28 protein-coding genes and 1 pseudogene are annotated in these 26,840 nt (G+C 42.1%); 10 read left to right on the top strand and 19 right to left on the bottom strand.

What is annotated here, in order from left to right; translation table 11 throughout:
- Nucleotides 1–43: 43 nt before the first annotated feature.
- From PI95_RS20190 to PI95_RS20180, 3 genes are all read right to left on the bottom strand, one after another.
- Nucleotides 44–1,948, bottom strand: coding sequence for an ABC-F family ATP-binding cassette domain-containing protein (locus tag PI95_RS20190; RefSeq protein ID WP_039754365.1), 1,905 nt, complete (start codon nucleotides 1,946–1,948; stop codon nucleotides 44–46).
- Nucleotides 1,949–2,068: 120 nt separating this feature from the next.
- Nucleotides 2,069–2,485 (bottom strand): DUF1824 family protein, encoded by a 417-nt coding sequence (locus tag PI95_RS20185; RefSeq protein ID WP_039754364.1) that lies wholly within the window; start codon nucleotides 2,483–2,485, stop codon nucleotides 2,069–2,071.
- 87 nt (nucleotides 2,486–2,572) lie between these two features.
- Nucleotides 2,573–3,421 carry a prohibitin family protein gene (locus PI95_RS20180; RefSeq protein ID WP_039754363.1) on the bottom strand — a complete coding sequence of 283 codons (849 nt, stop codon included), beginning with the start codon at nucleotides 3,419–3,421 and terminating at the stop codon, nucleotides 2,573–2,575.
- Between the two features lie 195 nt (nucleotides 3,422–3,616).
- Between PI95_RS20180 and PI95_RS20175 the strand changes: the two genes are divergently transcribed.
- From PI95_RS20175 to PI95_RS20165, 3 genes are all read left to right on the top strand, one after another.
- A complete protein-coding gene (locus PI95_RS20175; RefSeq protein ID WP_039754362.1) occupies nucleotides 3,617–5,398 on the top strand; it encodes an ABC transporter ATP-binding protein in 1,782 nt (593 codons plus the stop codon).
- A 61-nt stretch (nucleotides 5,399–5,459) separates the two neighbouring features.
- Nucleotides 5,460–5,888, top strand: a complete 429-nt coding sequence (gene ccmS, locus PI95_RS20170) for a beta-carboxysome assembly chaperone CcmS (RefSeq protein ID WP_039754360.1) — start codon at nucleotides 5,460–5,462, stop codon at nucleotides 5,886–5,888.
- A gap of 116 nt (nucleotides 5,889–6,004) precedes the next feature.
- The gene (locus PI95_RS20165; protein ID WP_039754359.1) at nucleotides 6,005–6,556 is read left to right on the top strand and encodes a shikimate kinase; all 552 of its coding nucleotides are present in this window, start codon (nucleotides 6,005–6,007) and stop codon (nucleotides 6,554–6,556) included.
- A gap of 419 nt (nucleotides 6,557–6,975) precedes the next feature.
- On the opposite strand, the gene PI95_RS20160 is transcribed toward PI95_RS20165, so the two are convergent.
- From PI95_RS20160 to PI95_RS20150, 3 genes are all read right to left on the bottom strand, one after another.
- Entirely contained in the window at nucleotides 6,976–7,578 is a 603-nt protein-coding gene (locus tag PI95_RS20160) for a hypothetical protein (RefSeq protein ID WP_039754358.1), read from the bottom strand.
- Nucleotides 7,579–7,638: 60 nt separating this feature from the next.
- Nucleotides 7,639–8,565, bottom strand: a complete 927-nt coding sequence (locus PI95_RS20155; RefSeq protein ID WP_236117122.1) for a metal ABC transporter permease — start codon at nucleotides 8,563–8,565, stop codon at nucleotides 7,639–7,641.
- Between the two features lie 159 nt (nucleotides 8,566–8,724).
- On the bottom strand, nucleotides 8,725–9,492 hold the full coding sequence (locus PI95_RS20150; RefSeq protein ID WP_052325879.1) for a metal ABC transporter ATP-binding protein: 768 nt from the start codon (nucleotides 9,490–9,492) through the stop codon (nucleotides 8,725–8,727).
- Nucleotides 9,493–9,635: 143 nt separating this feature from the next.
- Here PI95_RS20150 and PI95_RS20145 point away from each other — a divergent pair, with 143 nt between their 5' ends.
- The 4 genes from PI95_RS20145 (at nucleotide 9,636) to PI95_RS20130 (ending at nucleotide 13,529) form a co-directional block, all read left to right on the top strand.
- Entirely contained in the window at nucleotides 9,636–10,634 is a 999-nt protein-coding gene (locus PI95_RS20145) for a metal ABC transporter substrate-binding protein (RefSeq protein WP_039754356.1), read from the top strand.
- 265 nt (nucleotides 10,635–10,899) lie between these two features.
- Entirely contained in the window at nucleotides 10,900–11,226 is a 327-nt protein-coding gene (locus PI95_RS20140; RefSeq protein ID WP_039754416.1) for a hypothetical protein, read from the top strand.
- Nucleotides 11,227–11,406: 180 nt separating this feature from the next.
- Nucleotides 11,407–12,810, top strand: a complete 1,404-nt coding sequence (locus PI95_RS20135; protein WP_201280531.1) for a GTP-binding protein — start codon at nucleotides 11,407–11,409, stop codon at nucleotides 12,808–12,810.
- 443 nt (nucleotides 12,811–13,253) lie between these two features.
- On the top strand, nucleotides 13,254–13,529 hold the full coding sequence (locus PI95_RS20130) for a Calvin cycle protein CP12 (RefSeq protein WP_039754353.1): 276 nt from the start codon (nucleotides 13,254–13,256) through the stop codon (nucleotides 13,527–13,529).
- Here the strand turns inward: PI95_RS20130 and PI95_RS20125 are convergent, their stop codons facing one another.
- Nucleotides 13,530–14,339, bottom strand: coding sequence for a TlyA family RNA methyltransferase (locus tag PI95_RS20125; RefSeq protein ID WP_039754352.1), 810 nt, complete (start codon nucleotides 14,337–14,339; stop codon nucleotides 13,530–13,532). It lies immediately after the preceding gene.
- A 194-nt stretch (nucleotides 14,340–14,533) separates the two neighbouring features.
- A complete protein-coding gene (apcB, locus tag PI95_RS20120) occupies nucleotides 14,534–15,043 on the bottom strand; it encodes an allophycocyanin subunit beta (RefSeq protein WP_039754351.1) in 510 nt (169 codons plus the stop codon).
- A 357-nt stretch (nucleotides 15,044–15,400) separates the two neighbouring features.
- On the opposite strand from apcB, the gene glnA reads away from it, so the two are divergent.
- On the top strand, nucleotides 15,401–16,816 hold the full coding sequence (gene glnA, locus PI95_RS20115) for a type I glutamate--ammonia ligase (RefSeq protein WP_039754350.1): 1,416 nt from the start codon (nucleotides 15,401–15,403) through the stop codon (nucleotides 16,814–16,816).
- A gap of 243 nt (nucleotides 16,817–17,059) precedes the next feature.
- Here the strand turns inward: glnA and gifA are convergent, their stop codons facing one another.
- A complete protein-coding gene (gifA, locus tag PI95_RS20110; protein ID WP_039754348.1) occupies nucleotides 17,060–17,263 on the bottom strand; it encodes a glutamine synthetase inactivation factor IF7A in 204 nt (67 codons plus the stop codon).
- A gap of 341 nt (nucleotides 17,264–17,604) precedes the next feature.
- Here gifA and PI95_RS20105 point away from each other — a divergent pair, with 341 nt between their 5' ends.
- Nucleotides 17,605–18,660 carry a class I SAM-dependent methyltransferase gene (locus PI95_RS20105; protein WP_039754347.1) on the top strand — a complete coding sequence of 352 codons (1,056 nt, stop codon included), beginning with the start codon at nucleotides 17,605–17,607 and terminating at the stop codon, nucleotides 18,658–18,660.
- A 224-nt stretch (nucleotides 18,661–18,884) separates the two neighbouring features.
- A complete protein-coding gene (locus PI95_RS20100; RefSeq protein ID WP_039754345.1) occupies nucleotides 18,885–19,775 on the top strand; it encodes a ferritin-like domain-containing protein in 891 nt (296 codons plus the stop codon).
- A 706-nt stretch (nucleotides 19,776–20,481) separates the two neighbouring features.
- On the opposite strand, the gene patX is transcribed toward PI95_RS20100, so the two are convergent.
- The 10 genes and pseudogenes from patX to PI95_RS20055 form a co-directional block, all read right to left on the bottom strand.
- The gene (patX, locus tag PI95_RS20095; protein ID WP_039754344.1) at nucleotides 20,482–20,724 is read right to left on the bottom strand and encodes a heterocyst-inhibiting protein PatX; all 243 of its coding nucleotides are present in this window, start codon (nucleotides 20,722–20,724) and stop codon (nucleotides 20,482–20,484) included.
- A gap of 108 nt (nucleotides 20,725–20,832) precedes the next feature.
- Complete coding sequence (locus tag PI95_RS20090; RefSeq protein WP_039754343.1) at nucleotides 20,833–22,605, bottom strand: FAD-dependent oxidoreductase; 1,773 nt, start codon at nucleotides 22,603–22,605, stop codon at nucleotides 20,833–20,835.
- A 50-nt stretch (nucleotides 22,606–22,655) separates the two neighbouring features.
- A complete protein-coding gene (locus tag PI95_RS20085) occupies nucleotides 22,656–22,844 on the bottom strand; it encodes a hypothetical protein (RefSeq protein WP_039754341.1) in 189 nt (62 codons plus the stop codon).
- 83 nt (nucleotides 22,845–22,927) lie between these two features.
- On the bottom strand, nucleotides 22,928–23,056 hold the full coding sequence (locus PI95_RS36910; protein ID WP_268896800.1) for a hypothetical protein: 129 nt from the start codon (nucleotides 23,054–23,056) through the stop codon (nucleotides 22,928–22,930).
- 27 nt (nucleotides 23,057–23,083) lie between these two features.
- Complete coding sequence (locus PI95_RS20080; protein WP_163519036.1) at nucleotides 23,084–23,344, bottom strand: hypothetical protein; 261 nt, start codon at nucleotides 23,342–23,344, stop codon at nucleotides 23,084–23,086.
- A pseudogene (locus PI95_RS20075) lies at nucleotides 23,337–23,678 on the bottom strand (reverse transcriptase domain-containing protein); the annotation flags it as partial. The pseudogene PI95_RS20075 and the gene PI95_RS20080, both read right to left, overlap by 8 nt.
- Nucleotides 23,679–24,902: 1,224 nt before the next feature.
- Nucleotides 24,903–25,292, bottom strand: coding sequence for a helicase-related protein (locus PI95_RS20070; protein WP_039754336.1), 390 nt, complete (start codon nucleotides 25,290–25,292; stop codon nucleotides 24,903–24,905).
- Nucleotides 25,293–25,447: 155 nt separating this feature from the next.
- Entirely contained in the window at nucleotides 25,448–25,978 is a 531-nt protein-coding gene (locus PI95_RS20065) for a DEAD/DEAH box helicase (protein ID WP_052325878.1), read from the bottom strand.
- Nucleotides 25,971–26,333: a hypothetical protein gene (locus tag PI95_RS20060; RefSeq protein WP_052325877.1), complete on the bottom strand. Its 363-nt coding sequence runs from the start codon at nucleotides 26,331–26,333 to the stop codon at nucleotides 25,971–25,973. Before PI95_RS20060 ends, PI95_RS20065 begins: the two co-directional genes overlap by 8 nt.
- Nucleotides 26,334–26,392: 59 nt before the next feature.
- Entirely contained in the window at nucleotides 26,393–26,710 is a 318-nt protein-coding gene (locus PI95_RS20055; protein ID WP_163519035.1) for a hypothetical protein, read from the bottom strand.
- Nucleotides 26,711–26,840 lie beyond the last annotated feature (130 nt).

Here is a 26,840-nt window from a genome sequence, read left to right as displayed (position 1 = left end):
AGCCGATATCCGCAAACATCCTCGTCGGTGGAATTTAATTCTCTCAATCCATCTCTGCTAATTCCATCCAACGTTCAGTCGCTACATCGATCGCTTGCTTGAGTTCTTCCACTTGATCGTACAATTTCTGCACTTGAGTATAATTACCTGGTGCAACGTTTGTCAACGCTTTTTCTACTTGTGCTTTCTCGTCTTCTAACTGAGCAATTTTCCCTTCCAATTGCTCAAATTCTCGCTTTTCCCAAGTGGATATTCGACGCTTTTTATTTTCTGTCTTTTTCGGTTCCGCATCGATTTTTGGCTTTTCTTTAGCGGGAGCGATTTGTTGTAGTGCTGCTTCTTCGGCTTTTTTGTAGTCGAGATAAATTGAGTAGTTACCGGGATATTCGCGTAAATTTCCCCCTTCTTCCAAAGCGAAAATTTTGTCAATTGTTCTGTCTAAAAAGTAGCGATCGTGAGAAACTACAATTACACATCCAGAAAAATCTTCTAAATATTCTTCTAGCACTGCTAATGTTTGCACATCTAAGTCGTTTGTCGGTTCATCGAGAATCAATACGTTAGGTGCGCTCATGAGAACGCGCAATAAAAATAAACGTCGTTTTTCACCACCAGAAAGTTTATGAATTGGTGCATATTGCTGATTTCCAGGAAACAAAAAGCGCTCTAACATTTGCGAAGCTGTAATTTGAGTTCCATCAGAAATTTTGACAAATTCGCCTTCTTCTTTGATATAATCAATTACGCGCTGATTTTCGTCTAACGCTGTGAGTAATTCTTCCGAATGCTGGTCAAAATAACCGATGTGAATTGTAGAACCAATTTCTACATTCCCGGAATCTGGCTGAATGCGTTTGGTGATAATATCCATTAAAGTGGATTTACCTGCACCGTTACCACCAATAATGCCGATGCGGTCTTCTGGACTAAAATTGTAGGTAAAGTCTTTAATTAAAGTGCGTCCGTTGTATGCTTTGGATATGTTATTTAATTCAATAACTTTTTTGCCAATGCGACGACCAACTGTAGAAATATCTACTTTACCCTGAACTTGTTTAAACTCAGCTTCTTGCATCGCGTGGACGCGATCTATTCTCGCTTTTTGCTTTGTACTTCTTGCCTTGGGTCCTTTTTTTAGCCATTCTAATTCGCGTCGCAATACACCTTGATGTTTGCGTTGACTGCTAACAGCAGATTCTTCCGCTAAAGCTTTCTTTTCTAGATAGTATGAGTAGTTACCTGAGTATGTGTAAATGTCGCCTCGGTCAATTTCTATGATACGATTGGTAACGCGATCTAAAAAGTAGCGATCGTGAGTTATTAATAAAAGTGCCCCGCGAAAACGATGCAGGTACGTTTGCAACCATTCTACAGAAAGAGCATCTAAATGGTTTGTCGGCTCATCCATGAGTAAAACATCGGGTTCTGAAAGCAAAGCTGTTGCTAAAGCAATGCGCTTGCGATAGCCTCCAGATAATGTGCCGATAGTCGCGTTAAAGTCGGAAATTCCTAACTTTGTTAGGATGATTTTGGCGTTAGTTTCTAACTCCCAAGCACCAGTCGCTTCCATCTTTTGCATGACCGCAGACAAGCGGGACATTAACTGATTATCATCTGAATTGTGAGCTATTTTATCAGAAAGTTCTTCATACTCGCGCACCAAAGCCATTTGTTCACCGCTGTCAGCAAAAACTTGCTCTAAAACTGTGCGATTTTCGTCTAAGTCTGGTTGCTGGGGAAGATAGATAATTTTAGAATTATTAACTAAAATTTGACCGCTATCAAGTGATTCTAGTCCGGCAATCATTTTTAATAATGTTGATTTGCCAGAACCGTTAGTGCCAATTAAGCCGACTTTATCAGTTGCATCGAGACTAAAGCTGGCATCTTTTAAAATTTCTTTGATGCCAAAGTCTTTATTGATTGATTGTAATGTAATAATACTCATATAATTTTAGATTTTAGATTTTAGATTTTGGATTTAAAAGATGTGATTCATCTCGTCTCTAATATTTCATGAGAAAATGGTGCGTTACACTACGTTAACGCACCCTACATTTAATGAAGTTTATACAAATAAATCCAGGGGCAAATGTCCATACATTTCGTTGATTCCCTTTTCATTGTAAGATTGGCAAGACACCAATACGCCTCGATGATGTCCTGCGTAGGAATCGAGATAACACAAGCCGTTTTTGCCGTTTAATTTGACGTAAACTGGACCTTCAATTGGGGGTAAATTACTCGGTACTTCATAACCCAGAGCTTGGGAATAAGTTCTCGTGGCAAGCATTCCTTCTTCTTCTGTATCAGCGCAAATTCCTAAAATTTGATAATCAGAAAGGCTGGTTAACAAAAGTAACGCCTGACGGATTAAAACTTTTTCTGATGGCTTGACAACAGGTGCGATATCCAGACAGTTGAATTTATTCAGGATTTTTTTCGCTTCTGAGACAGTGAGATTCGTGTGATTGGGTGTTGACATAAATATGTTTATTATGTCCTTGGTGTTTATGGTTGTATTTTAGTTGACGATCGCTCATTTTAAATTTTAGGTGGTCATTACCCTACATTAGGGTTCATTTTGAAGATTGCCCATATTGAAGAGGAAAGGCACGCTGCTCTGAGAATCTCCACTCATAACCAGGACTCTGGGCATTTGAGCACCACCGGTTTTCCAAGCTTCAATGGCTTCTTTTTGTAGAACCAATTGCCCTCCTTGAGCTTTGAGAGTCTCTGCTAATAGTCTTTGAGCTTCGGCTTTGCCTTTGGCACGATTAATTTCTGCTTGTGCTTCTTGTTCGGCTTCCCGTGCTATGTAGACCGCTCTTTGCGCTCGTTGTTCCGCGATTTGTTTTTCTTCAACTGCTCTGGCAAATTCTGGCGAAAAAGTTAAGTCAACTACACTTGTATCTAATACTATTATTCCATATTTATCTAGGCGATCGCTTAACGCATTATCAAAGTCTTCTTTCAACTCAGTTCTTTTGGTAATTGCTTCTTCTACTGTTCTTTTGGCAGCCGCTATTTTAAACGCTTCTTGTGTTTGGGGAGCAATAATTTTTGAGACGATATTCTCTAAAGTTCCTTGTTTCCTTCTTACTTCTACTACCTGTATCGGATCGAGCCGAAAGTTGATCGCAAATCTCGCAGTTAAATTTTGCAAATCCTTAGTAGAACTTTCTGCCGGCACTTCAAATTTTTGCACTGTCAAATCATACACATCTATTACTGAGATTAAAGGCGGTTTCAGGTGAATACCCTCTGCTAAAGCACCATCTCTGGCTTTACCCAAGATACTGATTACACCTGCTTGTCCTGGGTTAATAATGATAAAAGCATTCAAGCTAATAATAACAATTATTGCCGCTAAAAATCCGGCTACTGTCGTTTGCCAATTCCCCAATTGCTGATTTTTCAAATTTTTTTCTCCTTAGTAATACCGATAAATAAGTTAAATACTACCATTCGCTAGCTCAAGAGTATCATCAGTTACAGAAAGTCTGACATTTTCATAACTCTACCTAAGAGTCAAGACTCAAACCTTTCTAACGTGCTAATATCAATGCTCACTTAACTGCAAACGGCTGTGTCTACTGTATTAAAATCTCGTCGGATGTTAATAAGGCGTGGAAATTCAGTACATCCTTTCCAACGCTTGCTTGATTATGGACATGAATATCGTCAACAAATTTGGTTAGCTAGTGTTTGTTCTATTCTCAATAAAGTTTTCGACTTAGCACCACCAGCTTTAATTGGTATTGCTTTGGATGTGGTCGTCAAAAAGCAAGATTCTATTATTGCACAACTCGGAGTAAAAGATACCTTTGGGCAATTTTTGATTTTGGCGTTCCTGACTGCCGTCACTTGGATTTTAGAATCGGTTTTTCAATACTTTTACAACTTGTTATGGCGCAATTTGGCGCAGAGTATTCAACATAATTTGCGTTTGGATGCTTACAGCCATTTGCAAGAGTTGGAATTAGCTTTTTTTGAAGAACGCAGTACTGGTGGTTTAATGTCTATCCTTAGTGATGATGTTAACCAATTAGAGCGCTTTTTGGATGTGGGAGCAAATGACATTATCCAAGTTCTGACAACTATTGTAGTTATTGGTGGTGCTTTCTTTATTCTAGCTCCTAGTGTGGCGTGGATGGCAATATTACCGATGCCATTTATCGTTTTTGGTTCGGTTGCTTTCCAAAAATTGCTGGCACCGCGCTATGCTGATGTGCGAGAAAAGGTAGGCTTACTCAATGGAAGGTTATCTAATAATATCAGCGGCATTACTACGATTAAAAGTTTTACGGCTGAAGATTATGAAAAGGCACGTTTAAGGCAAGATAGTGAAGCTTATCGGCAAAGTAATACAAAAGCGATCGCTCTCTCTGCTGCCTTTATCCCATTGATTCGGATGCTGATTTTAACAGCTTTCACAGTCTTGCTCATTTTTGGCGGTATGGAAGCTGTCGCTGGCAGAATGTCTGTAGGAACTTACAGCGTTTTAGTGTTTTTAGTTCAGCTTTTATTATGGCCCCTAACTCGATTAGGAGATACCTTTGATTTATATCAACGAGCAATGGCTTCTACTAATCGCATCATGGATTTATTGGCAACACAAATCACCATTCATCCGGGAAATGTGCCTTTACCTGTTGAGACGGTACGCGGCGATGTAGAATTTCAAAATGTCAGTTTTGCTTATCAAGATAGGCAACCGATAATTGAGAATTTATCATTACATATTCCGGCAGGAAAAACAATTGCAATTGTTGGTTCTACTGGTTCCGGTAAAAGCACTTTAGTCAAACTTTTGTTACGGTTTTACGAAGTGCGATCGGGAAACATCACCGTTGATGGTATAAAGTTACAAGATTTGAATTTGCGAGATTTACGCCGCTGCATTGGCTTGGTAAGTCAAGATGTATTTTTATTTCATGGTACTGTAGCAGAAAATATTGGTTATGGCAGCTTTGATGCCACTGAAAAAGAAATAATCACAGCCGCGAAGATTGCCGAAGCTCACGAATTTATTACGCGATTGCCTCAAGATTATGAGACAATTGTGGGAGAACGCGGACAAAAACTATCTGGTGGACAAAGACAACGAATAGCGATCGCTCGCGCAATTTTGAAGAATCCACCCATTTTGATTTTAGACGAAGCTACCTCGGCGGTGGATAATGAAACAGAAGCCGCAATTGCGCGATCGCTCAAACGAATTACAGTCAATCGAACGACGATAGCGATCGCTCATCGACTTTCCACCATCCGCAATGCCGATTGCATTTATGTCATGGAACATGGGAAATTAGTAGAATCCGGAACCCATGAACAATTGCTAGAGAAAAATGGCATTTATGAAAGTCTCTGGCGTGTACAATCTGGTTTAAAGTAGAAATGCGATCGAGTGAAAGTGTTTACAATCCCAAATCCAAAATCCAAAATCTAAAATCCTTATGATGTTTGGTAGTACCCAGTCAGAATCAGGAAATACCAAGTGGCGTCGCCAGTTGGATAAATTTGTCAAAGCAAATCAGCTAGAATTAGCGGCGTTATCTTGGGCATTATGGTTAGAAAATAGTGACACTCAGGGTACTATCGGCATTGATTTGCAACCCAAACCGCATTTTGTTTATTGTTCCAAAGAATCGGTAGAGAAACTAAATGAGAGAGTGGAAAATAGGCTTCAGGAACTATTAGGAATTATTGAGCATTATCAACCGGAAGTAGAAGTTGTCATGATTGGTATTGGTAGCGGTGAAGTTAAGTTAATTCAGTTTGCACCCGAACCTGCACCACCGAATTGTTTTGAGCAAATTGGTAAAAATGTGGATACCTTATTAGAGCTTTTAGAACAGCGCATGAGTGAGCAGATTGAAGCCTAAAAATATCTGGCGGCTCGAAGAAGTCGGGGCTACACATACAAAACCAGCGTAGGAGGACGAGCGTTTATATAGACCCTCACCCTTGAGGGCGTTTGTTGAATAAGCGTAAAATACAGATGATTTCAGATATTATTCTCATTGGTCCTAAAACGACAGGTAAAAGCACACTTGGAGAACTCCTCGCGCAGAAACTAGGGATTCCACAGTGTTCTATGGACAAATTACGATGGGATTATTATAAGGAAATAAATTACGATGAAGAATTGGCGAAGCGAATAAGAGAAAAAGAAGGATTTATAGAGCTTTATCGGTATTGGAAGTTCTTTGAAGCTTACGCAGTTGAAAGACTCCTTTCTGAACATAGCAATTGTGTTATTGACTTCGGAGGTGGTCATTCTGTTTATGAAGACGATGAACTTTTTAATCGCGTGCAACGAGTTTTAGAATCATATAACAACGTTGTGTTGATTCTTCCCTCTCCAGATTTAGAAGAATCTATCCAAATCCTCAACGAACGCAATGGTGGATTTGTTAGTAAGGGATTTGATTTTAACGAACACTTTGTCAAGCATCATTCAAATCACAATTTAGCAAAGTTCGTTGTTTATACAAAGGATAAAACACCTGAAGAAACACGGGACGAGATACTCCAAATTGTAAATATTTAAAATTATGGACTATTTGGTTTGTTCCCACTTCCGCCCAAAAATAAATTTCCTAGCTAATAGTTAAAGTCCGTTAAAACTGATAACTTGCACCAATCTTAACAAGCATCGCAAACCGCCTAGGAATAAATTCACAGGCTCATAGGCAAAGTCTGATAAATCAGACTGGTAAAGGATTTCAGTGCGTTTAAACCAACTTCGTTTATTAGCCTTGAAATTTATTTCAAGGCGGTTGTGAGTACTAATTGAAAATGGTGTAAGTTATCAGTTAAAATGGACTGTTAAGATTTTGAATATTCGGTTAAAACAGACTTAAATTATGAGCCAGTAACTTAAGTAGAACTTTGTCAAGTCTCCACGCAATATTATTTTTCCGGATTGTTATCTAACGTTTACAAGCAAGTAATATTTCTTAATAAAAATTAACCCATTTTCGCCATCCACACCAAAAAGCTGAGAATTTGCTCGATAGGAGGAAGGGAATAATCCATTAAATCAATTGTTACTGTTTGTCCCTCTAATTTGAGAAATCGCCATTGCGTTCCACTGCTGACAGTACCGTAAACTGCTGTTAAGGGTTGTCCTTTGGCTTCATTAAATCGCTGTGCAGCTATCATTTCGGCAATGCATTGTCCCAGTCCAGATTTTATATCTGATTTTTTCGCCTCAACAATAACAATAGCAGGTGCTTCTATTGTTAATTGTTCCGGTGAACGGCAAACAATAAAGTCACATACACCGTTGAGTCCAATACTCGCATCAATGTTAAACTCTTCTCCTGAAAACACGCTGATTTGTTGATTGAAAATACGTCGCACTTCTAGCAATACAGGATTGATAATCACCTCTGAACGCGCTTTCTCTGTATCTACGGCTAAAGCCCACGGTAAATCCTCTAAAATAGCTTGCAGTCTGGAACTTGGAGTAACCGATTCAATCGAATCTGGGAAAAAACGAACTCCCTCTACAGTAGTTAATTGAAAATCTTGCTTTACTTTGCCGATAGTAAATTGACTGTAGGGCATAGTAAAAAACTAAATTAAGTGTTTTAGCTATAAGTATAAAACATCTTGCTTTCATTCTTTTTATTGTTCTTCTTCGCGTATTTGCGCGGCAGTCGCCTCAAACTCCTCCACCCCCGCACGGCGCTGGCTTATTTTTGCGCGAGATAAATTTCCTTGACGAGAAGTAAAAACACCGTGTTGGGGACTAAATAAAAATGTCAAGAAAAACAATCCTGATACTACCAAAACGATCGCAGGTCCGGAGGGCAAATTATAAAAGTAGCTCAGGTACATACCGCTAATACTAGAAATTACGCCAATTATTGCCCCCAAAATCATTACTTGATGCAAGCGTTTAACTAATAGATAAGCAGTTGCTCCTGGTGTTATTAAAAGTGATAAAACTAAAATCACACCTACAGCTTTCATGCTGGCGACAATTGTTAAAGCAATCAGCAGCATTAATCCAAAATTCAGCCGATTTACTGGCAATCCAGCAGCTTGAGCGCCTAAAGGGTCAAAGGTGTAAAATAACAGTTCTTTGTATAATAAAAAGACGACTAGCAACACGATCGCAGCGATAATTGATGTGTCTCTAACTTCGTCAACTGTCACACTGAGAATGTTACCAAAAAGAAAGTGGTTGAGGTCAATTTTGTTATCTTTTTGAATGATAGTAATTAGCGTCACACCAAGGGCAAAAAACGCCGAAAAAACTATCCCCATCGCTGCGTCTTCTTTGATAGGCGATCGCGTTTTAATCCAAGCGATCGCCATTGTACTGATGACACCCGCAATAAATGCCCCAATAAAAATATTTCCACCCAACAAAAAGGCGATCGCTAATCCTGGTAAAACTGAGTGACTGATAGCATCACCCAGCAAAGCTAATCGCTGCACCATCAAATAGCTGCCAACAATCGCACACAACAAACCAACTAAAATCGCAATTACAAGCGATCGCTGCATAAAGCCATATTGCAACGGCTCAATTAATGATTCAAGCATAATTATTTATATTACGAACCGTTACGCGAGGAAGGGGGGGAGGGGGGGACAAGGAGACAAGGGGACAAGGGGACAAGGGGGACAATTTCTTTCTATTACCTATTACCTATTACCAATTACCCATTACCCATTACCCATTACCAATTACCCATTCCCAATTTACGCTGCATCCGAAAAGTAAATAACTTTCCCACCATAGGCACTTGACAAATTGTCTTCAGTTAGTACTTGTTGGCGGCTTCCTGTGGCGATTAAGTCGCGATTTAACAAAATTAAATCGTCAAAGTGGGTGATTGATTCGCCTAAGTCGTGGTTGACAACCAAGACGATTTTACCAGCGGCAGCGAGTTCACCAAAGACTTGAAAAACTACTGACTGGGTTTTCTGATCTATCCCTACAAGCGGTTCATCAAAGCAGAAAATTTCCGCTTCTTGGGTTAAAGCACGGGCTAAAAATACTCGTTGCTGTTGTCCTCCAGAAAGTTGTCCGATTGGGCGATCGCTATATTCGGTCATCCCAACTCTTTCTAAAGCACTTTTCGCTACCTGACGGCTAACTGTCGAGAAGTTACGAAACCAACCTGTTTTCTTGACTCTTCCCATCATCACCACATCCCAAACGGTTGCGGGGTAAGTCCAATCGATTTGCGATCGCTGTGGTACATAAGCAACTTTATCAAGTTGCTGCATCAAAGGTTTACCGTGATACAACACTGTACCACGGCTAGCGGGAACCAATCCCAACATCGCCTTCATCAGCGTACTTTTACCGGCACCGTTGGGACCAAAAATTCCTGTTAGTCTCCCTGGTTTAATAATACAATTAACGTCTCTCAGAGCTTCTTGCGTGCGGTAGTGTACCCCCAAATGAGCAATGTTAATCGCTTCAGCGGAATTTGCCGAACTTTTGACAACTTCTAAAGGCATCTCACCTAGCTTCCTTTTGGATAAATCAAATTTCGGGTAGGAGACAGTTTTCATAACCAAGTTAAATATTGCTTTCCTTGAGCTTACTATAAATATGAGACAAATATGAAAACATCTATAATTGGAAGCAATATTAGATATAAATGAAAGTAATACCCCAGACAGAAGTTCGCACCTTTAGGCAGACAAAAGCTCAAAAGCTAAAAGCGATCGTTACTTTTACCTTTTGCCTTTTCTTACTTAGTTGTACCCAAGCAAATCCTAACCGCAACACCCCAAAGGCAGATGGCAAACCGTTGGTAGTCGCGACAAGTACCATCATTGCTGACTTAGCGCAAGATGTTGGCAAAGACGAAATCAAGCTGACGGGAATTCTCAAACCCGGTACAGATCCGCACGTATATGAACCAAGACCAGAAGATAGTAGATTTTTAGAAGAAGCTAACTTGATTTTGTATAACGGCTACAACTTAGAACCGGGACTGATTAAAATCATGAAAGCTACTGGAGGAAAAGCGCGTCAGGTTGCAGTGGGGGAAGTTGTCAAGCCTTTGCAGTTAGATAAAGGTAAAGGTGAAATAGTACCAGATCCGCATGTTTGGGGTAACGCAGAGAATGCGGGGGCGATGGTAAACGCGATTCGGGATGCTTTAATAGAGTTATCGCCAGAAGATAAAGAGAAATTTACCCAAAACGCAACGCAACTAAGTAAAGAATTACAACAGTTGGATAGCTGGATAAAACAAGAGATTGCAACTATCCCACCTGAGAAACGCAAATTAGTAACAACCCACGATGCATTTCAATATTATGGACGCGGTTACGGGATAGCGATCGCTGGTACATTAATTGGCATCAGCACCGAAGAACAACCCAGCGCTCAAACTGTACAACGTTTGGTAGAGTCAGTTAAAAAGATTGGCGTTCCCGCAATTTTTGCCGAAACAACGATTAATCCAGCTTTAATTACGACAGTTGCCCAAGAAGCCGGTGTCAAACTAGCACCGCGTCAACTTTATTCTGATTCCATTGGTGCAGCGGGAAGTGAAGGCGATTCTTACATCAAAATGATGGAAGCGAATACCCGCACCATTGTTGAGGCTCTAGGCGGTAAGTATACACCATTTCAACCTCAAAAGTAACTATTTTAGAACTTACGCAAAAATTCTCTCTTTCTTATTCCTCTGTGTCCTCTGCGTCCTCTGCGGTTCGTTTTTCATGACTGTTGCGTAAGTCCTATATTTATGTAGGGTGCGTTAGGCGAAGCCGTAACGCACCCTACTTACCTACTTACCTAATAAATTCCTCATTTAGTCGTATGCTCAAAGTCTTTCTTGAGAAGGAACTCTTCACGGCTTTGATTCTATAAAATGATATTAGTAGATGAATTCTGGAAAACTAAAAATTATGGCTAATGAATCAGAAAATGAAATTAAGCAACCAGTAAGCCCAACTATAGAATCCAGAGAAGAACCGACACCTAAAGAAAAGAACGCGACACTCAATCCCGGAGATGTGGTTGATGAGTCAAAATCAGTTGAAGAAAAAGCGAAACAAATAGCTGTAGATTCACCAGACATCACAGGCGAGCATATCACAGTACCGACTTATTTTGTTGTCGATGAACCAGATGGTGAACAAAAACCACTTCACCACGTAAAAGATGCGGAAGAAATTTCCGATGTCATTCGTCAAGCAAGAACTGACGAAGACGGAAACCGGACTTGGCGATAAATATCTAAGCCAGGAATTTTTATTTCTGGCTGATAATTAAACTCGCTTTGTGGAAAGCGCAATTTTATCTAACTTATATTAATAGACGTAATATAATTAAAACGTGTAATTAACCACAGATTGTGGATAATTAAATAACCGATAACTCAGTAGCGTCTTTAGGCATTGCTGAGTTTTGTTATGCAATTGAATCAAAATAGATATGTAGCTTGTTATAACAAAGGCAAGAACGTGCCTAATCTCCAAGAAACTCATTTAAATCGCGCTCGTGCTAGTCTCAGACAAGTGCTGTCTTGGTATGGATATCTTCGCAAACCCGGACAACCGCAATCAAACCTGGAATTAGCATCTTTTGTCAAACCAGAATTAGAGACATTGACGAATACTCTCAATAAGCTCGACTCTAACGTAATTAGAATTGCCGCTTTTGGTTTAGTCAGTCGTGGTAAGTCAGCAGTTTTGAATGCCTTAGTAGGACAAAAAATTCTCCAAACAGGTCCCCTTAACGGCGTAACTCAGTATCCTCGTTCCCTGCGGTGGACTCCTGGCGGAAAGGTGCAGGTAGAATTAATTGATACCCCCGGTTTAGATGAAATTCAAGGGGAAGTCAGAGGACAAATGGCGCGAGACGTAGCTTGCTGTGCTGATTTAATCTTGTTTGTCGTGTCTGGTGATATTACCCGGACTGAGTATCAAGCACTGCTAGAATTGCGGCGATCGCAAAAACCCCTAATTCTTGTATTTAACAAAATAGACTTGTATCCAGATACAGATAGAACAGCTATTTATAATAATTTGCAACAACTCGGTGCAGGACATCCCCAACAAAAGCCGCTATTACCGGATGAAATTGTCATGGTAGCAGCGGAACCTGCGCTAATGGAAGTGCGGGTTGAGTGGACTGATGGACGTGTAACTTATGAATGGGAGACACCAGCAATCCAAGTAGAGGAACTCAAACAGACAATTTTAAATATTCTCAATCGTGAAGGGCGATCGCTTCTCGCCTTAAATGCACTGATTCAAGCAAGAGATGCAGAAACAGCGATCGCTCAAAAAACCATCGACTTACGCGAACAACAAGCAGAAGACCTGATTTGGCAGTTTACCAAATACAAAGCTTTAGCAGTCGGCTTAAATCCCATCGCCTTTTTAGATGTCGTTGGCGGAAGCGTTGCCGACTTAGCGTTAATTCGCTCCTTAGCAAGATTATACGGCTTACCGATGACCGGTTACGAAGCCAGCAAAATTCTTAAGACAATTTTATTTAGTTCTGGCGGTTTACTTTTGGGAGAATTAGGAAGCAGCTTGCTTTTAGGCTTAGGTAAAAGTGCCACAGCCTTAGCCAGTGGTGAAAATCCTACCAATATTACAGCCTTTGCCGGAAGTGCGATCGCTCAAGCTGGTATCGCCGGTTATGGCGCCTATGCGATCGGTAAAGCCGCACAAGAGTATCTGAAAAAAGGCTGCACATGGGGTCAATTGGGCGCTAGCACCGTCATTCAAGAAATTTTATCCCAAGTTGACCAAAATACAATTTTGTACCGCTTGCGGCAAGAATTAAAAATTGGGAATGGGGCATAGGGCATTGGGCATTGGGCATTGGGTAATGGGTAATGGGGAGTGGGGAATGGGGAATGGGGAATGGGGAATGGGGGAATAAAAATAATTACCAACTACCAATTACCAACTACCAATTACCAACTACCAATTACCCAATTAGATTTTGTCAATTTATCTCAAGTTTGTTAAAGTTTTTCAACATCTTACAATAACTTGTCAACAGAGCCATTTTGAGATAAAGCTTTTTGCTAGCATCTACAACGAGCAAAAGTGTAAAGGATACTTCTTTCCCCCTTGTCCCCCTTGTCCCCCCTGTCCCCCCCTCCCCCCTCCCCTTTCCGAAACGCATGGACGGTTTTCCTACCGGCATTTTATGTGAGGCTTGTCTAAACTAGAAATTAAGCTAGTGAAATAATTCAGAAGCTCGCAGTCGATTTCTAAATCAACACACAAAGGTAAGTATCATGACTGACATCTCAAACGTACTCCAGGCTGCTATTAATCACGATAATCAAACTCAAACCTTGGAAGAAGTGATTTTTGATGCTATTGCTGAAGCCCGTGAAACCTGCGATCTTAGCGGTAGCAATTCTGCTAACTGCGCTGTAGCTTGGGATATCGTCGAAGAATTGCAAGCTGAAAAATCTCATAAAAAGCAAGCAACAAAAGGCAAATCTTCTTTAGAAAGCTACTGCGATCGCCATCCAGAAGCAGTAGAATGTCTAATCTACGATTTGTAATCAACGCAATTGGGCAACAGCAGATTTAGTAACTTGCTGAACAGCTTCTAAATTAGGCGGTGGTGTTTCGCTTTCCATATCCAGCCACAACAGATATTCAATATTCCCAGCAGGACCAGTGATCGGCGACCAAGTTAAACCCTTATACTTCCATCCTAAATTTTCAGCAGTTTGCAAAACCTGAAAAATTGCCTCAGCTTGGTCGCAAGAATCACGAACAACGCCTTTTTTCCCCACACGGGACTTACCAACCTCAAATTGTGGCTTCACCAGTAAAACTGCTTCCCTTTGAGGTTGAGTTAACTCCCACAAAGCAGGCAAAATCTTGGTTAAAGAAATAAACGAAACATCCACCACCGCCAAATCAGCTTTTTGTGCCTCACCATATAACTCATGGGGTTGTAACTGTCGTAAATTAGTACGTTCGCGCAAAACCACACGAGAATCATTTCGCAAACCCCAGTCAACTTGACCGTAACCCACATCAACCCCGTAAACTAGCTTTGCCCCTGCTTGTAAAAGACAATCAGTAAAGCCTCCTGTGGAAATACCGCCATCCAAACAAACCCGTCCGGACACAGAAATATTAAAAAAATCTAAAGCCTTCGCCAGCTTCTCACCGCCACGAGAGACAAAACGCGATCGCTCCTTAATCTTAATATCCGCCGCGACATCAACCACCGTCCCCGCCTTATCCACAACTTGTTGATTAACAGTCACCTCCCCAGCTTGAATCAACCGTTGCGCCAAAGCGCGGGAAGCACACAAATTCAACTCCACCAATAACATATCCAATCGCTGCTTAACCAACTACTCCCTTCCCGCTCAAATAATACCTGATTTTACGAACCGCCAAGACACCAAGGACACAAAGGAAGAAAAAAGACTCCTGATGGGAATAACTCTTTCCTTGGCTTCCTTGGCGTCTTGGCGGTTCGTAAAAAAGCGAGTCTCCAAAAGAAACTCGCCCTATTTTATATTCTGAGGCGAACCCCGAATAAAAACTAAATATCCTGCTCGCTCAACTCCCGCGTCATATAATCAAAAGGCTCATCCAAAAAAGCAGTATTAGCAACACCAGCTGCCGCCACTTGCTCCTTAATAATATCCTTCATAATCTGGATACCGCGAACCGTCGGACCAATAGGCACACCCAAAGAATTGTAAGTTTCCCGCAGCCCTTGCAGCACCCGCTCATCTAGAACATCCATACTACCAGCAACCAGCGCATAAGTAGCGTAGCGCAAATAGTAATCCATATCCCGCAGACAAGCCGCATAGCGACGAGTAGTGTAAGCATTTCCACCAGGACGAATCAACTCCGGCTGTTCTTCAAATAACCCAGAACCAGCCTGTCTGACAATTGATGCCGCATTAGAATTAATTGCCCCAGCTGCTTGTACTCGTGCTGTACCACTTTCAAAGTAAGACTTGAGGCTGTCGATCGCATTCCGGTCAAAATACCGTCCAGCTACGTCATAATTCTTAATTAAACTTGTTACTGCATCCCGCATTCCTTTTTCTCCCAATCAATCCTATTTATGGTTTGATATTTATCTGGCTGCTTTTATGCGCCTATAAATTTTTGTGCTACGGCAAAAGTCTCAGCACAAAAAATAATCCATCGGCTACTTAAAGGATTCTATGTCAAAGTTGACCCTGTGAAATGAACTGTTAAGTTTTGTGAAACTGGTTAAGCAAAGGTAAATATAAACTTTAATCATGAGTTTTTGTAGCTTATGCAACAAAATTACCTAATGTCCTATCTTTAGGATATTCCAGGTATCTCACAATTTGGTTTCACCAAGCAGGGTCAGAATGCATTGAAAATTTCAGTTCTACCTTAGTAAATAAGCATACAAGGAGTAACCATGACAACCCCACAAGAAGTCTTGAAGATGATTCAGGACAACAACATTCAGATGATCGATCTGAAATTCATCGATACGCCAGGAACTTGGCAGCACCTCACGGTGTTTCATAACCAAATTGATGAGAGTTCATTTACTGAGGGTGTACCTTTCGACGGTTCGAGTATTCGGGGTTGGAAAGCGATCAACGAATCAGACATGTCAATGGTTCTTGACCCGAACACAGCTTGGATCGATCCGTTCATGGCAGAGCCGACGCTGAGTATAATTTGTAGCATCCAAGAACCGCGTACAGGTGAACCCTACAATCGCTGTCCCCGCGTTATTGCCCAAAAAGCAGTAGACTACGTGGTTTCTTCGGGCATTGGTGACACTGTTTTCTTTGGTCCAGAAGCTGAATTTTTCATCTTTGATGATGTCCGCTTTGACCAAACCGCCAACTCCGGCTACTATTACGTAGACTCTGTAGAAGGTCGTTGGAATTCCGGTAGAGAAGAAGGTCCCAACCTCGGCTATAAACCGCGCTTCAAAGAAGGTTACTTTCCAGTTCCCCCCACCGACACTTTCCAAGACATCCGCACAGAAATGCTGCTGACAATGGCAAAATGCGGCGTACCCATTGAAAAACAGCACCACGAAGTCGCAAGCGGTGGACAATGCGAACTCGGTTTCCGCTTTGGTAAATTAATCGAAGCTGCTGACTGGCTGATGACTTACAAATATGTCATCAAGAACGTTGCCAAGAAATACGGCAAAACCGTTACCTTCATGCCCAAGCCAATCTTCGGCGATAACGGTTCTGGGATGCACTGTCACCAGTCTATCTGGAAAGATGGTCAACCTTTATTTGCAGGCGATAAATACGCTGGTTTGAGCGAAATGGCGCTGCATTACATTGGTGGTATCCTCAGACACGCACCCGCACTGTTAGCAATCACCAACCCCACCACTAATTCTTACAAGCGCTTAGTACCTGGTTATGAAGCACCTGTAAACTTAGCTTACTCTCAAGGTAATCGTTCAGCTTCTATCCGTATTCCTCTTGCCGGCAATAACCCCAAAGCAAAACGCTTAGAATTCCGTTGTCCGGATGCGACTTCTAACCCTTACTTGGCATTCGCTGCGATGCTTTGTGCTGGTTTAGATGGTATCAAGAACAAAATCCATCCTGGTGAACCTCTAGATAAGAATATCTACGAACTTTCGCCAGAAGAACTGGCTAAGGTTCCTTCCACACCCGGTTCTTTAGAATTGGCTTTGGAAGCATTAGAGAACGATCATGCTTTCTTAACAGAACCAGGTGTGTTTACTGAAGACTTCATTCAAACTTGGATTTCTTACAAGTTAGATAACGAAGTTAACCCAATGCGTCTGCGTCCTCATCCTTACGAATTTGGTCTTTACTACGATTGTTAAAGATTTAAGCGTTGAAACGCTTAAATCTTAATTGTAGTAAGCGTTGAAACGCTTAAATCAAGGATACGCATTGAGTAAGCGTTGCTGAAAATAGCAATCCCCACCTCAGCCGAAATGCGGTATTTAAGAACATTATTAAGCCACCACTAAAGTGGTGGCTTTTTTTTGACTAACAACTTGGCTTGTTCTGATTAAATTGAGCGATAAATCGCTCACTACGTTAATAAGACACATTTAGAGTCCCTAGCTCATTGTGGCATTGCTGCGATCGTAAGTCATACGAACGGTAGGATCTATCTTGCCCTGAATCGGGTTCCAGTAATGGGATGCTTCGCCAGCAGGAAGACCAAGTTCTTCACCAACACGTTCGAGCATTGATTGTTGACGATTCTTGACCAGCTGGTAATGACGCATCATCAAAGCACGCGCTTTTTCTTGGGTAGACATATCAAATTCCTCTTTATTGTTTTAATGATTTATAGATTCGTTTTTCATCTACATAACTACTATATCAAGAAATTCTGTAACCAAAGTTACAAAATGCTTTTTCGCAATAAAACTTAATATTTATGATTTTTGAGTAGCTATTAAGCTTATTTTCATTTCTAGTCCCCTCCGGGTTCGCCAGTCCCCCATCGATCAGGCAGACCGCGCCCGACGGGGGCTGGTCTCACCTAGTCCCCAGTCCCTAGTCCCTAGCCGACATCTTTCTGAAGATTGATGAGAAAATTTTTACAATTATTTACAACAAACTACTACAGGTAAAATAATCCCAGCCATTCTCACTCATGTCTGACACTTTAACCAAACTGACTTATCAGACTTTTCAGCAAGGTAAAAATTACTTTGGTCTGGCACACAAAATTTTAAGCACGCGCTTAATGAATCTCATCTCTCCCAGTCAGCAGCAGACCAAACCGCTCCCAACTCAGCTTTTACTCAAAGTTCAACAAAGGCTAAATAACTTACTTGAAGTTGATTGGCAAGATGCTGAACAAGGCGTGTATCCTACAAGCTTACTATTTGATAACCCTTGGTCAGACTTTTTCCGCTACTATCCAGCAATGTGGCTAGATTTACCCCAACTCTGGGAACGCGCTAACCAAAAGAAATATCAAGAATTTTCCCAAAATGTGGATATTGAGGGTTATCCCAGCTATTATGTACAGAACTTCCATCACCAAACTGATGGCTACTTAAGTGATTTCTCAGCTAATTTGTATGATTTGCAGGTAGAAATTCTCTTTGGTGGTTCTGCGGATGCGATGCGGCGCCGGATTCTCGCTCCGTTGAAGGAAGGGCTGAAAGTTTTTAGTGATGTGTCACCTCGGCAAACACGTATTTTAGATGTAGCTTGTGGTACAGGTCGCACTTTAAAGTCGATTCGCGCTGCTTTGTCTCAAGCGTCTTTGTATGGTACAGATTTATCGCCGGCTTATTTGCGTAAGGCTATAGAACTGCTATCCCAAATACCTGGGGAGTTACCGCAACTCTTACAAGCTAATGCGGAAGAGTTACCTTATTTAGATAACTATTTCCATGCTGTAACTTCTGTTTTCCTTTTCCATGAGTTACCCCCAGCGGTACGTCAGCGGGTAATTGAAGAATGCTTCCGGGTGACAAAACCAGGTGGGGTGTTTATTATCTGTGATTCAATTCAGATGAGCGATTCTCCGGAAATGGAACCAATCATGGAAAACTTCCATGAAACTTTCCACGAACCTTACTACAAGAATTACACCACAGATAATCTGGTGGAGCGTTTAGAAAAAGCGGGTTTTGAGAATATTACAACTCAAGTCCACTTTATGAGTAAGTATTTGATTGCTCGCAAGCCAGCATAACATTTTTGCGGATATTTGCTGTTATGTCATGTCCCTAGTTGGGACAGGTGATTGTAGAGACGTTCCGATGGAACGTCTCTACGACGATGTTTGACATATATTGCGCGATCGCTGTACGTTTTCCGATCAATAAAGGTAGGGTGATCGCTACATATTACAACGATCAACCGAGCTAGTACTAACTTACTATCAAAAATAGCGGTTTACAAAACTCTATAAAAACTATGACTGTTGCTTACCCGCGTAAATTTCAGAATGCTTTGGGTGCGAGAGATATCTTAAATCGGGTAGTGGGCGATCGCGAAATTCATTTAATCACGCTCAACCGCTACCGTTACAGCGAACAACGCAGCTGCAAAGACCTTACTGATTTAATTGAACTACTTAACGGCAAACCACCAGAATTAGTCCGAGATTTATCACATCATATCTCAGATGAAGCTCGTCACGCCATGTGGCTAACTGATTTGTTGGTGGAGTTGAAAAGCGATGTGGGAACTCCCCCTGGTTCATCCTACATTGATGAATTTGAAAGGCTCTTAGACAGCGACCAAAAAGATCCAGTTAAAGACCTTGATGATTTTCTGATTTCTTCCCTCGCAGCGATTAATGTCACTGAAAAACGAGGTTGCGAATATTTCTCAGCACACATTTACGCTCTAAAGCTTGCACCGCAAACCGAAGAAAATATTAAAATTCGGGAAACGATTGAGAAAATTCTGCCAGAAGAAGCAGGACACGTTCGCTGGGGTAATCGTTGGTTAGCAGAAATTGCCCGCAAAAGTCCAGAACACCAACAACAGGTGGAAAAGGCAAAGCGGAAATATGCAGCAATTGAACAAGCAGCGTTTGAATCCGGAATGGATATCACCTTAGGAGCGGAATTGCGTCGAGTAGCCAACTTGGTAGAAGTGGCAAACACAATGCCTGTTTGGGAACGTCCCCAGTATTTAATGGAGCGCTTACCGCAGACTTTGTTAGCACCTGAATTGCAGTTTACCAGAATTATGGCAGCACAAAAAGCTTGGCAGCGCGACCCGCAAGCGTTTATGGATAAATTCGTGCCGATGTTCCTTAACGGCATTAAGGGCACAGAAAAGACTAAGCAATCATAAAACAATCCTTGCAGGGTTTTTGTAGAGACGTAGCAATGCTACGTCTCTACATTTATATGTATTGCGATCGTGAAATGGTATTAAAGGTCAATAATTCAGCAACTCCAAATAACTAGCTAGTAGGATGCCGTACTTTCTGCTAGCGCACCAAACCGATAGCGACGGTGCCGTACTGTCCTCCTAACACACCCTACGAGGGTTATTGAAAATGGTGCAAGATATCAGAATAATGGTTCAGCAACGCCAAATAGCCAGCTAGCTGCCTTCGACGCATGAGAAAGCCTGTGAGCGTACCAAAGTAGAGAAGCATTCAGGCTATTTCCTAGAACGAACAACATTGCAAATATCAAAGCAGCTCGAGCTACTAAAGCTTAACTGATAGCCTTAATGAGATTTTTTTCTAGATAAGTTGAAGTTGATCTGGGAATTTTTCGATTATTGTTGTAATTGAAAAACTTTTGATGCTGTCTTGCCGTGAAGCTAGGTTGCTTCGCGTTTTGAGGCAAGGTTTACGACTCTCGTATGTATACAGAAGCTTACTGACGAAGTACTGAGCGATCGCTGCCCGTTTTTGTATCTCTACTGCTATATATGTACTAAGGGTGTATGTATCAAATATTTTGACATAACACCCTGTTTAACTTGATGAAGATTTTCTTGCTACAAGAAAATTGTCGCTTTAACAAGTTACCTTCCCTTATAGTTGTTAAACAGCAGGATATGTCTGACCGACATATTGCATTAACTCTCTGCGTCCGCTACCCCGATGAGGTATTGGCAGTTCTGGTTGGTTAGTTCTGGGTTTGGGCTTGGGTTTCACCGATATAAATTGTTCTGAATCATCATAGGATAGGAACAGATTAGATAAGCGATTTGCCATCGCTTGGCAGTTAAAAGCTAAGGAGCCGAATACTAAGCTAGTAATTAGAAGTGAAATAGTTGCACGCATAGTAAGTGTCTATTTTGGAACTCTCCACTTCACTTATACTTAGTTTTTTTTCCTGCGTCCGGACATTTTGACAAAAGCAATGTTTTTGACTAAAAAAAATGCCAAGTTCTATTTTTCAATATGTTCAACTAATAACCAATTACCAGCACGATTCCAGGAACCGCAAATTTGTAGCGGTTGCTTATCAACAAAATTTTGCAGTTGCTCGTTTATATGCGATCGCAAGGTCACAATTGGTAAAGGCAATTGGTTTTGAGTTGCTGTGGTGATGCTAAATCTGTAATCTTGCCGATCTAGGCGATGGAAGATGCCCCGGAAATATTCTTGATTAAGTGATTGTACGTATTTGTTTTGCAAGTAATTGTACTGAATATTAGATGAAATGGGACAATTTCCAGTAGCTGGATAAGCATCTGGGTTGTCTAAGTAATACAGTTGCCAGTCCAGCCATTCCGGATGATCGGGTGGTAAATTGAATAATGGAACGATTGTAGCCGGAGAATGTAAGTCTTGCAACAAAGCATTTTGCAGCATTCTCACAGGTAAATCTCTCGGCTGAATGTTCAACTCAACGCACATAGCAGCTGCCATTCCTGCCGCTTGACCAATGCCCATCACCACAGGTTGCAATCTTGTTGCCCCATTAGTGATATGCGATACAGAGATATTTTTGTCACACACCAATAAACCATCCGTTTGCGCGGGTATTAAACAACGGTAAGGAATTGTAAAGGGAGTTCCTGTCCAACGTCCCCCCCAGCGGATAGATTTGGGTTGTAGCTGGTAGTTGACTCCGGGATAATGGTGGTCATTGGCGTAATTACCAATAGCGATCGCTTCGATATTTAAGGATGCTACTCTACCAAGAGCGATCGGCAAAATATCCTGTTCTCGCACAGTAGTTAGTCCCACCAAACGGCGGCTTTCCCGGTAGTAGGGATGTAGGGCGTAAGCCGTGCTGGAATTTCGGTATTCGGGAAAAACTTGTTCTGCCAAGCCGTAGCGATGACCTAGCTGATTTTGGATAAAATGGGCAAAATTTTGGCTGTGCCAGCGACATTCTTGTAAAAACTCACTTCTTGATGTCTCTGACTCTATCAAACGCCCGACTTCTTTGCCGTAGTCATTGCCACAGATGGGCCAATTCATCATCAACAGCCCCCCCGGTAAGCGTCCGTAATTCAAAAACTTCTCGGCACCATAATCATCCCAAGCGCCTGCAAACTGTGATAAATCTTCATTGGGTGCTTTCTCAATTTCTTGTCGTTCTTCTTCACCAAAATCTTGCATCATCACAACCCAAGTCGGCGCTTGCACAGGATATTTTTCTGTGATATAATTATAAATTGCTGGGGCGCTTGGTTCTTGCCACTGAGATTGCAATTCCCAACCCCAACAGTGAGGTATTTCCGCCAAAGCTAATAAATCTCCTAATTCTGTGCCGTCGAGAATAATCTTAGCCTTGACAGTAAAATCAGCAAAGCGAACGCCAGTAACACAATCTCCTTGTCGCAAAACTTCTAAGGGAACTTTGCCAGCAATCCAATGCAGATTTGGTAATTCTCGCACCCAATCGGCAAAAATCGCCGCCCCAATGCGGGGATCGTAACTAAAAAAGCTTACCCAACTATTGTCTAATCCTCCTGGCTGTCGAGAACGCAATTCTCGCAAAAACTCACCCCATAAACCTGTCTGAAATGCTTCTAATTCATTACCATCGGGTGCAGACACCCCGGCTGAAGTCAGCATTCCCCCCAACCAAGGAAATTCGCTCACCAGGATAGTTTTTACTTTTCTTCGCGCTGCTTGGATTGCAGCAGCAGTTCCGCCGGTTCCCCCACCGACAACTAAAACATCAGCCGTGTATGTCTGATTAACCATTGCTTCACTCTAGTTAGTTGTTAGTAGTCGCTAAAGCTTTGACCAATTCATCAAAAAGCATGGAAGGCAACTTTCGCCATAAGTTTACCCTGCAAGTGCTTACCGTTAAGTAGCTGCTTGCCTTGAGGGGTGGTGAGATTTTTCAAAGCGTTTTTGTAGTCTAAAAGTCGCTTTGTGACTGAGTTGGGCTTTAGTTTGCCCGTCTCAACTTGACACAAAACATACTGCCATAAAGCCATTCGACACAGCGCGCCCGCCTGAGGCTTTTTCTACCAACTCATCACCCGATTGCTCCAGCACTGTCCCCATTCCGATCCGCATTTTAAATGCATCGCAAAGTAAAGTTGCGCTTCACCCGTTTGATATCTCCGGGCGATCGCTTAATTACGTTCACCCCATCGCGGCGCTCTTTCTCGACTTTCTTAACTTCTCTGACTTCATGCTCAATCAACGGTTTCCCTCGGCACTTAAAAAAGCCTCAAACGGATAAATGCGACTTAGCAAGCGCTTCGCGCACTCGCAACCCAAAACCAAATAAGTCAAAAATGAAGTTGTAAACTTTGAAACAGTCATCAGCTAACAGTTTGGCAATTTCCCCTTCCAAGCGCTGCTCTGTTTTTCTGATATCACACAACCAATCAGCATGAAGTCGCAACAGTGGATCAATACTTAAACCATAAGTTTGTGCTATCGATTTACTATATTGATTTTGCAACCGCGTCCAGCTTGTAGGGGACACATCTAAATTTTCCGTTGCTCTGCACCTTAAAGTGCCAGCCAAGGAAATCAAAGCCCGAAGTCGTATCGGTTAGCTTGGTCTTCTTCTGGCTGATATTCATTCCCCTGTCTGCTAGGAATTGGCTGATTTTGGCTAGTATTATGTTGGCATCATCTTCTGGCTTGAGGATAAATACCATGTCGTCGGCATATCTTACCGAGTTATGGATTTCCTCAATTCCATTGAGTGCGATGTTAGCTAAAAGCGGACTTACCACTCGACCTTGCGGCGTTCCTTGTTCAGGAAATTCTGGATTCACCCCTGCCTTTAAGCATCGGAATATACCGAGTTTTAGCGTAGGGGAGAGGGGGAGAAGGTCGAGTAGGGATAGTTGCGTATACATTGTTACTATACCTTATGTGATTGAGAATGCAGGTAAAAATGTAGAATCCCCGCTGGTTCTAACTTACGTAAAGTTGTATTGTTCATGGTAGATGTTTATTTTGGTGAAAGTCGCCGGTATTGGGCGACTTTTTATTACTAATGCATCATTGGATTGAAACCCTCATAGCGAGTGTGGGGCGAGTCCTTCCCTAGACAAATATGGACAGGCTTCATCAAAAATATTCGTCGGTGGTTGCGGATCTACAAAACAATGTGTCCTAATTTGTCGTGGGTTGTTGCAGGGGTTTTGTTTTGCTCATTAGCCAGGAATACCCTTAGACGAGCGCCCATATTTTTAGTCACCTCGGTAGATACATTACCCGTATTTATTTATCTTTACATAGTTTGGTTTTTCCACGCCGACTTACTTATCAAACCGCAAGTATGTGAAGTGACAGTTAAACAACTGGACACAATTTTCTTTTTGCTCGCTCTTTTATAGCCATGAAAAAACGCCTGGGAGTGTTACCGTGTTTCCACCCCAAGCGTTTTTTACTTTTAACTTGCTCCTCACACACAACTGAAGAATATCACTGCTTTTATCAAATGGCAAGTATATGGAGTGACAGTTGTCCGACTGAACACAATTTTCTTTTTACTCGCTCTTTTATAGCCATGAAAAAACGCCTGGGAGTGTTACCGTGTTTCCACCCCAGGCGTTTTTTACTTTTAACTTGCTCCTCACACACAACTGAAGAATATCACTGCTTTTATCAAATGGCAAGTATATGGAGTGACAGTTGTCCGACTGGACATGATTTTCTTTTTACTCGCTCTTTTATAGCCATGAAAAAACGCCTGGGAGTGTTACCGTGTTTCCACCCCAGGCGTTTTTTAATTTTTAACTTGCTCCTCACACACAAATAAACCATATCATTAGTTAAATAAAAATGCAACTATTTTAAGTGACAGTTTGTAAACTGCCTATTTTCACTCTAGGCAAATCGTTTTGACTAACTCCTTAAATAGTAACTTCGCGGCTTTGGCTGATATACAAAGGTCGCACCAACCTCACCGGAGGACCGGCAGCTTTCAAAGGCATCCAACGATCGCGCCAAGTGTTTCCCCGATCTCATTATTTTTCTGCTATCGTTTAACACAAAATGCGGGTAAAAACCCACTTGCCTCTAGCAATTCAGCATAAGTCAGAACCACCCCCATTTTTTAGGGAAGACTCGCCCACGACACTTCTTCGTGATGAACGCGCAACGCGTGCGTCGAGAGCGAACCCTTGAAGCCTGTCCCCATAAGTCTTGGTCAGACGTCGCCCTGCCTCCAATGCTTCCGTGCTGATGATAAAGCGGATTTGACCGGATTGCAGCTGTTCAATTATCTCAGCACGGCGATCGCCTGTGAGAGACCCGTAGAAGATTGCCATGCAATAACCCCGGAGCCTTGGGTGGACAGCCTTCTCCTTCACCAGACGCGAAGCGCGAACATTTGAAATAGTCGTGGGTAGTTGCGGAACGAGTTCACAAGGCTGTCCACCCAAGTCTTGGTCAGGTGTCGCCCACCTTGTCTTCATAGCCTGGGCAACGTTGGCGTATAGCTTCGCTTTTGACCAATCCTAACAAGCTTTTTACGGCTTGTCTGCTGTTGCAGAAAGTAATGCCGGACATTCCTTGTTTTAGTAGGTATAGAATAATCTTGGCAGCATCGGGATTAGCATTAGTGCTGGGCTTAAGAACCAAGAGCCGCTATACGATCGCAGCTGCTCCAATGAGTATCAATCAGGACTAACCGATTTGGATCGCGAGTGCGACCGGATAGCCGTTGAGCCAACTGGACTGGATTTCCTACAATGGCAAAGAGAAAGATAAATTGGAGTTTAGCGCTCGTACTTCCATGATGGTCCACCGCAAGTTTGATCCTTCGCAGAAGCAAAGCCATTGATGCACCCATGACACTACTGTAAAGGTGGCTCTGGTCCACAAGAATATACCTTAGTTTCTTGAAGAACTCGCTCCAATACTTAGATCTCCAGCTAGCTCTTAGCTGGTAGTGGATTAGTTCTGGGGTCGCCCCGATAATATGGGGGTTTGCTGCCAGAAGCCTTTCTCTTTCTTCTGTTTTGATATCACCAGTCAGCATTGCCAGTTTGGGACGAGTAGCTTCTGGGATGCAAGCGAGTAAGGTTGAGATTTTGTTAAACTGATCGAGTGCTAAAGCCTTTAACGAGTAAAAGCTGATGGCTCTGTAACCCTTATTCAAGCAGCCTTCCTTTCCTTGCCGGGTATGCACTTAACGTTTTGCCAGAGGCGGTTGTTGTTGTAATAATGACATCCCTGCCTTTTCGGAGTGCCGATAGCGCTTCTAACTGATGTGAATAAAGTTGACTAATGCCATTTTTCTGAAGTGCTTTTATTAATTCAAGAGGTAAGTTATCTGGCATCGGTCGTTGGTCGGGGATCTGAGAAGGGACGATTTCTTGCCAAAGAATACTCTCTGCTAAAAAATCACCAATGTCCCCTTCAACTTCGTTTTTTGTGTTGTCTTTGATGCTTTCGAGCGATGCTGGACTACTCCAGAAACTTCGGAGTAGGGCATTGTAGTCGGGTTTATTCATGGGTAGTGGTTTAAATCTTACTACCCTGACCGCGCGATCGCGCAAAGAGAAAAAACTGACTAATTAGCTCCAGCGGCTTCGATGTTCCAAATAGCAGTCAGGTTATTCGTTGGAACTTTCGGGTGAGATTTTCTTTTGGAATTCGATGCAGTCTTTGAGCGGTTGCCGTTGTTTGAGTTGTTGCTATGCTCAGATCGCGTTAGAACCAGTCCTAGCAAGCAGACTTCAAGCCAAAGGTGAGGTTGGGCTGCATTGCGGAGTTGGTTTTCCGATTTTTGCAACTGAGTAAGCCCTGCACTGATTGCCTCGTAGTCCCAATTTGTCGCCAGTTGTTTGAGTTGGGAGTAGCTGATTGCCCTTGGGAAAAACCTGGACAAAATTGACAGCGTACAGCAAATGGCGCTATAAATCCTAAAAAACACCTTCCATATTTTGAGTGTGAGAGCGCCAAATGGTTACGAGCTAATTCGGTACAAATTGATGATCACAGAATTTGCCACGGCGCTA

The sequence above is a fragment of the Hassallia byssoidea VB512170 genome (assembly GCF_000817785.2).
Classification (GTDB): domain Bacteria; phylum Cyanobacteriota; class Cyanobacteriia; order Cyanobacteriales; family Nostocaceae; genus Hassallia; species Hassallia carrinoi.
The sequence above is the reverse complement of the archived record's forward strand: the minus strand, read 5'-3'. Positions and strand labels throughout refer to the sequence as shown.

What these genes read in the sequence shown, in the direction of transcription:
- glnA (WP_039754350.1), top strand. Translation starts at nt 15,401, where the DNA reads ATGACAACCCCACAAGAAGTCTTGAAGATGATTCAGGACAACAACATT.
- PI95_RS20100 (WP_039754345.1), top strand. Translation starts at nt 18,885, where the DNA reads ATGACTGTTGCTTACCCGCGTAAATTTCAGAATGCTTTGGGTGCGAGA.
- PI95_RS20070 (WP_039754336.1), bottom strand. Translation starts at nt 25,292, where the DNA reads ATGAAGACAAGGTGGGCGACACCTGACCAAGACTTGGGTGGACAGCCT.
- PI95_RS20145 (WP_039754356.1), top strand. Translation starts at nt 9,636, where the DNA reads ATGAAAGTAATACCCCAGACAGAAGTTCGCACCTTTAGGCAGACAAAA.
- PI95_RS20140 (WP_039754416.1), top strand. Translation starts at nt 10,900, where the DNA reads ATGGCTAATGAATCAGAAAATGAAATTAAGCAACCAGTAAGCCCAACT.
- PI95_RS20190 (WP_039754365.1), bottom strand. Translation starts at nt 1,948, where the DNA reads ATGAGTATTATTACATTACAATCAATCAATAAAGACTTTGGCATCAAA.
- PI95_RS20165 (WP_039754359.1), top strand. Translation starts at nt 6,005, where the DNA reads ATGATTTCAGATATTATTCTCATTGGTCCTAAAACGACAGGTAAAAGC.
- patX (WP_039754344.1), bottom strand. Translation starts at nt 20,724, where the DNA reads ATGCGTGCAACTATTTCACTTCTAATTACTAGCTTAGTATTCGGCTCC.
- PI95_RS20060 (WP_052325877.1), bottom strand. Translation starts at nt 26,333, where the DNA reads ATGAATAAACCCGACTACAATGCCCTACTCCGAAGTTTCTGGAGTAGT.
- gifA (WP_039754348.1), bottom strand. Translation starts at nt 17,263, where the DNA reads ATGTCTACCCAAGAAAAAGCGCGTGCTTTGATGATGCGTCATTACCAG.
- PI95_RS20185 (WP_039754364.1), bottom strand. Translation starts at nt 2,485, where the DNA reads ATGTCAACACCCAATCACACGAATCTCACTGTCTCAGAAGCGAAAAAA.
- PI95_RS20135 (WP_201280531.1), top strand. Translation starts at nt 11,407, where the DNA reads ATGCAATTGAATCAAAATAGATATGTAGCTTGTTATAACAAAGGCAAG.
- ccmS (WP_039754360.1), top strand. Translation starts at nt 5,460, where the DNA reads ATGATGTTTGGTAGTACCCAGTCAGAATCAGGAAATACCAAGTGGCGT.
- PI95_RS20105 (WP_039754347.1), top strand. Translation starts at nt 17,605, where the DNA reads ATGTCTGACACTTTAACCAAACTGACTTATCAGACTTTTCAGCAAGGT.
- PI95_RS20130 (WP_039754353.1), top strand. Translation starts at nt 13,254, where the DNA reads ATGACTGACATCTCAAACGTACTCCAGGCTGCTATTAATCACGATAAT.
- PI95_RS20085 (WP_039754341.1), bottom strand. Translation starts at nt 22,844, where the DNA reads ATGGCTTTATGGCAGTATGTTTTGTGTCAAGTTGAGACGGGCAAACTA.
- PI95_RS20090 (WP_039754343.1), bottom strand. Translation starts at nt 22,605, where the DNA reads ATGGTTAATCAGACATACACGGCTGATGTTTTAGTTGTCGGTGGGGGA.
- PI95_RS20175 (WP_039754362.1), top strand. Translation starts at nt 3,617, where the DNA reads ATGTTAATAAGGCGTGGAAATTCAGTACATCCTTTCCAACGCTTGCTT.
- apcB (WP_039754351.1), bottom strand. Translation starts at nt 15,043, where the DNA reads ATGCGGGATGCAGTAACAAGTTTAATTAAGAATTATGACGTAGCTGGA.
- PI95_RS20155 (WP_236117122.1), bottom strand. Translation starts at nt 8,565, where the DNA reads ATGCTTGAATCATTAATTGAGCCGTTGCAATATGGCTTTATGCAGCGA.
- PI95_RS20150 (WP_052325879.1), bottom strand. Translation starts at nt 9,492, where the DNA reads ATGCCTTTAGAAGTTGTCAAAAGTTCGGCAAATTCCGCTGAAGCGATT.
- PI95_RS20160 (WP_039754358.1), bottom strand. Translation starts at nt 7,578, where the DNA reads ATGCCCTACAGTCAATTTACTATCGGCAAAGTAAAGCAAGATTTTCAA.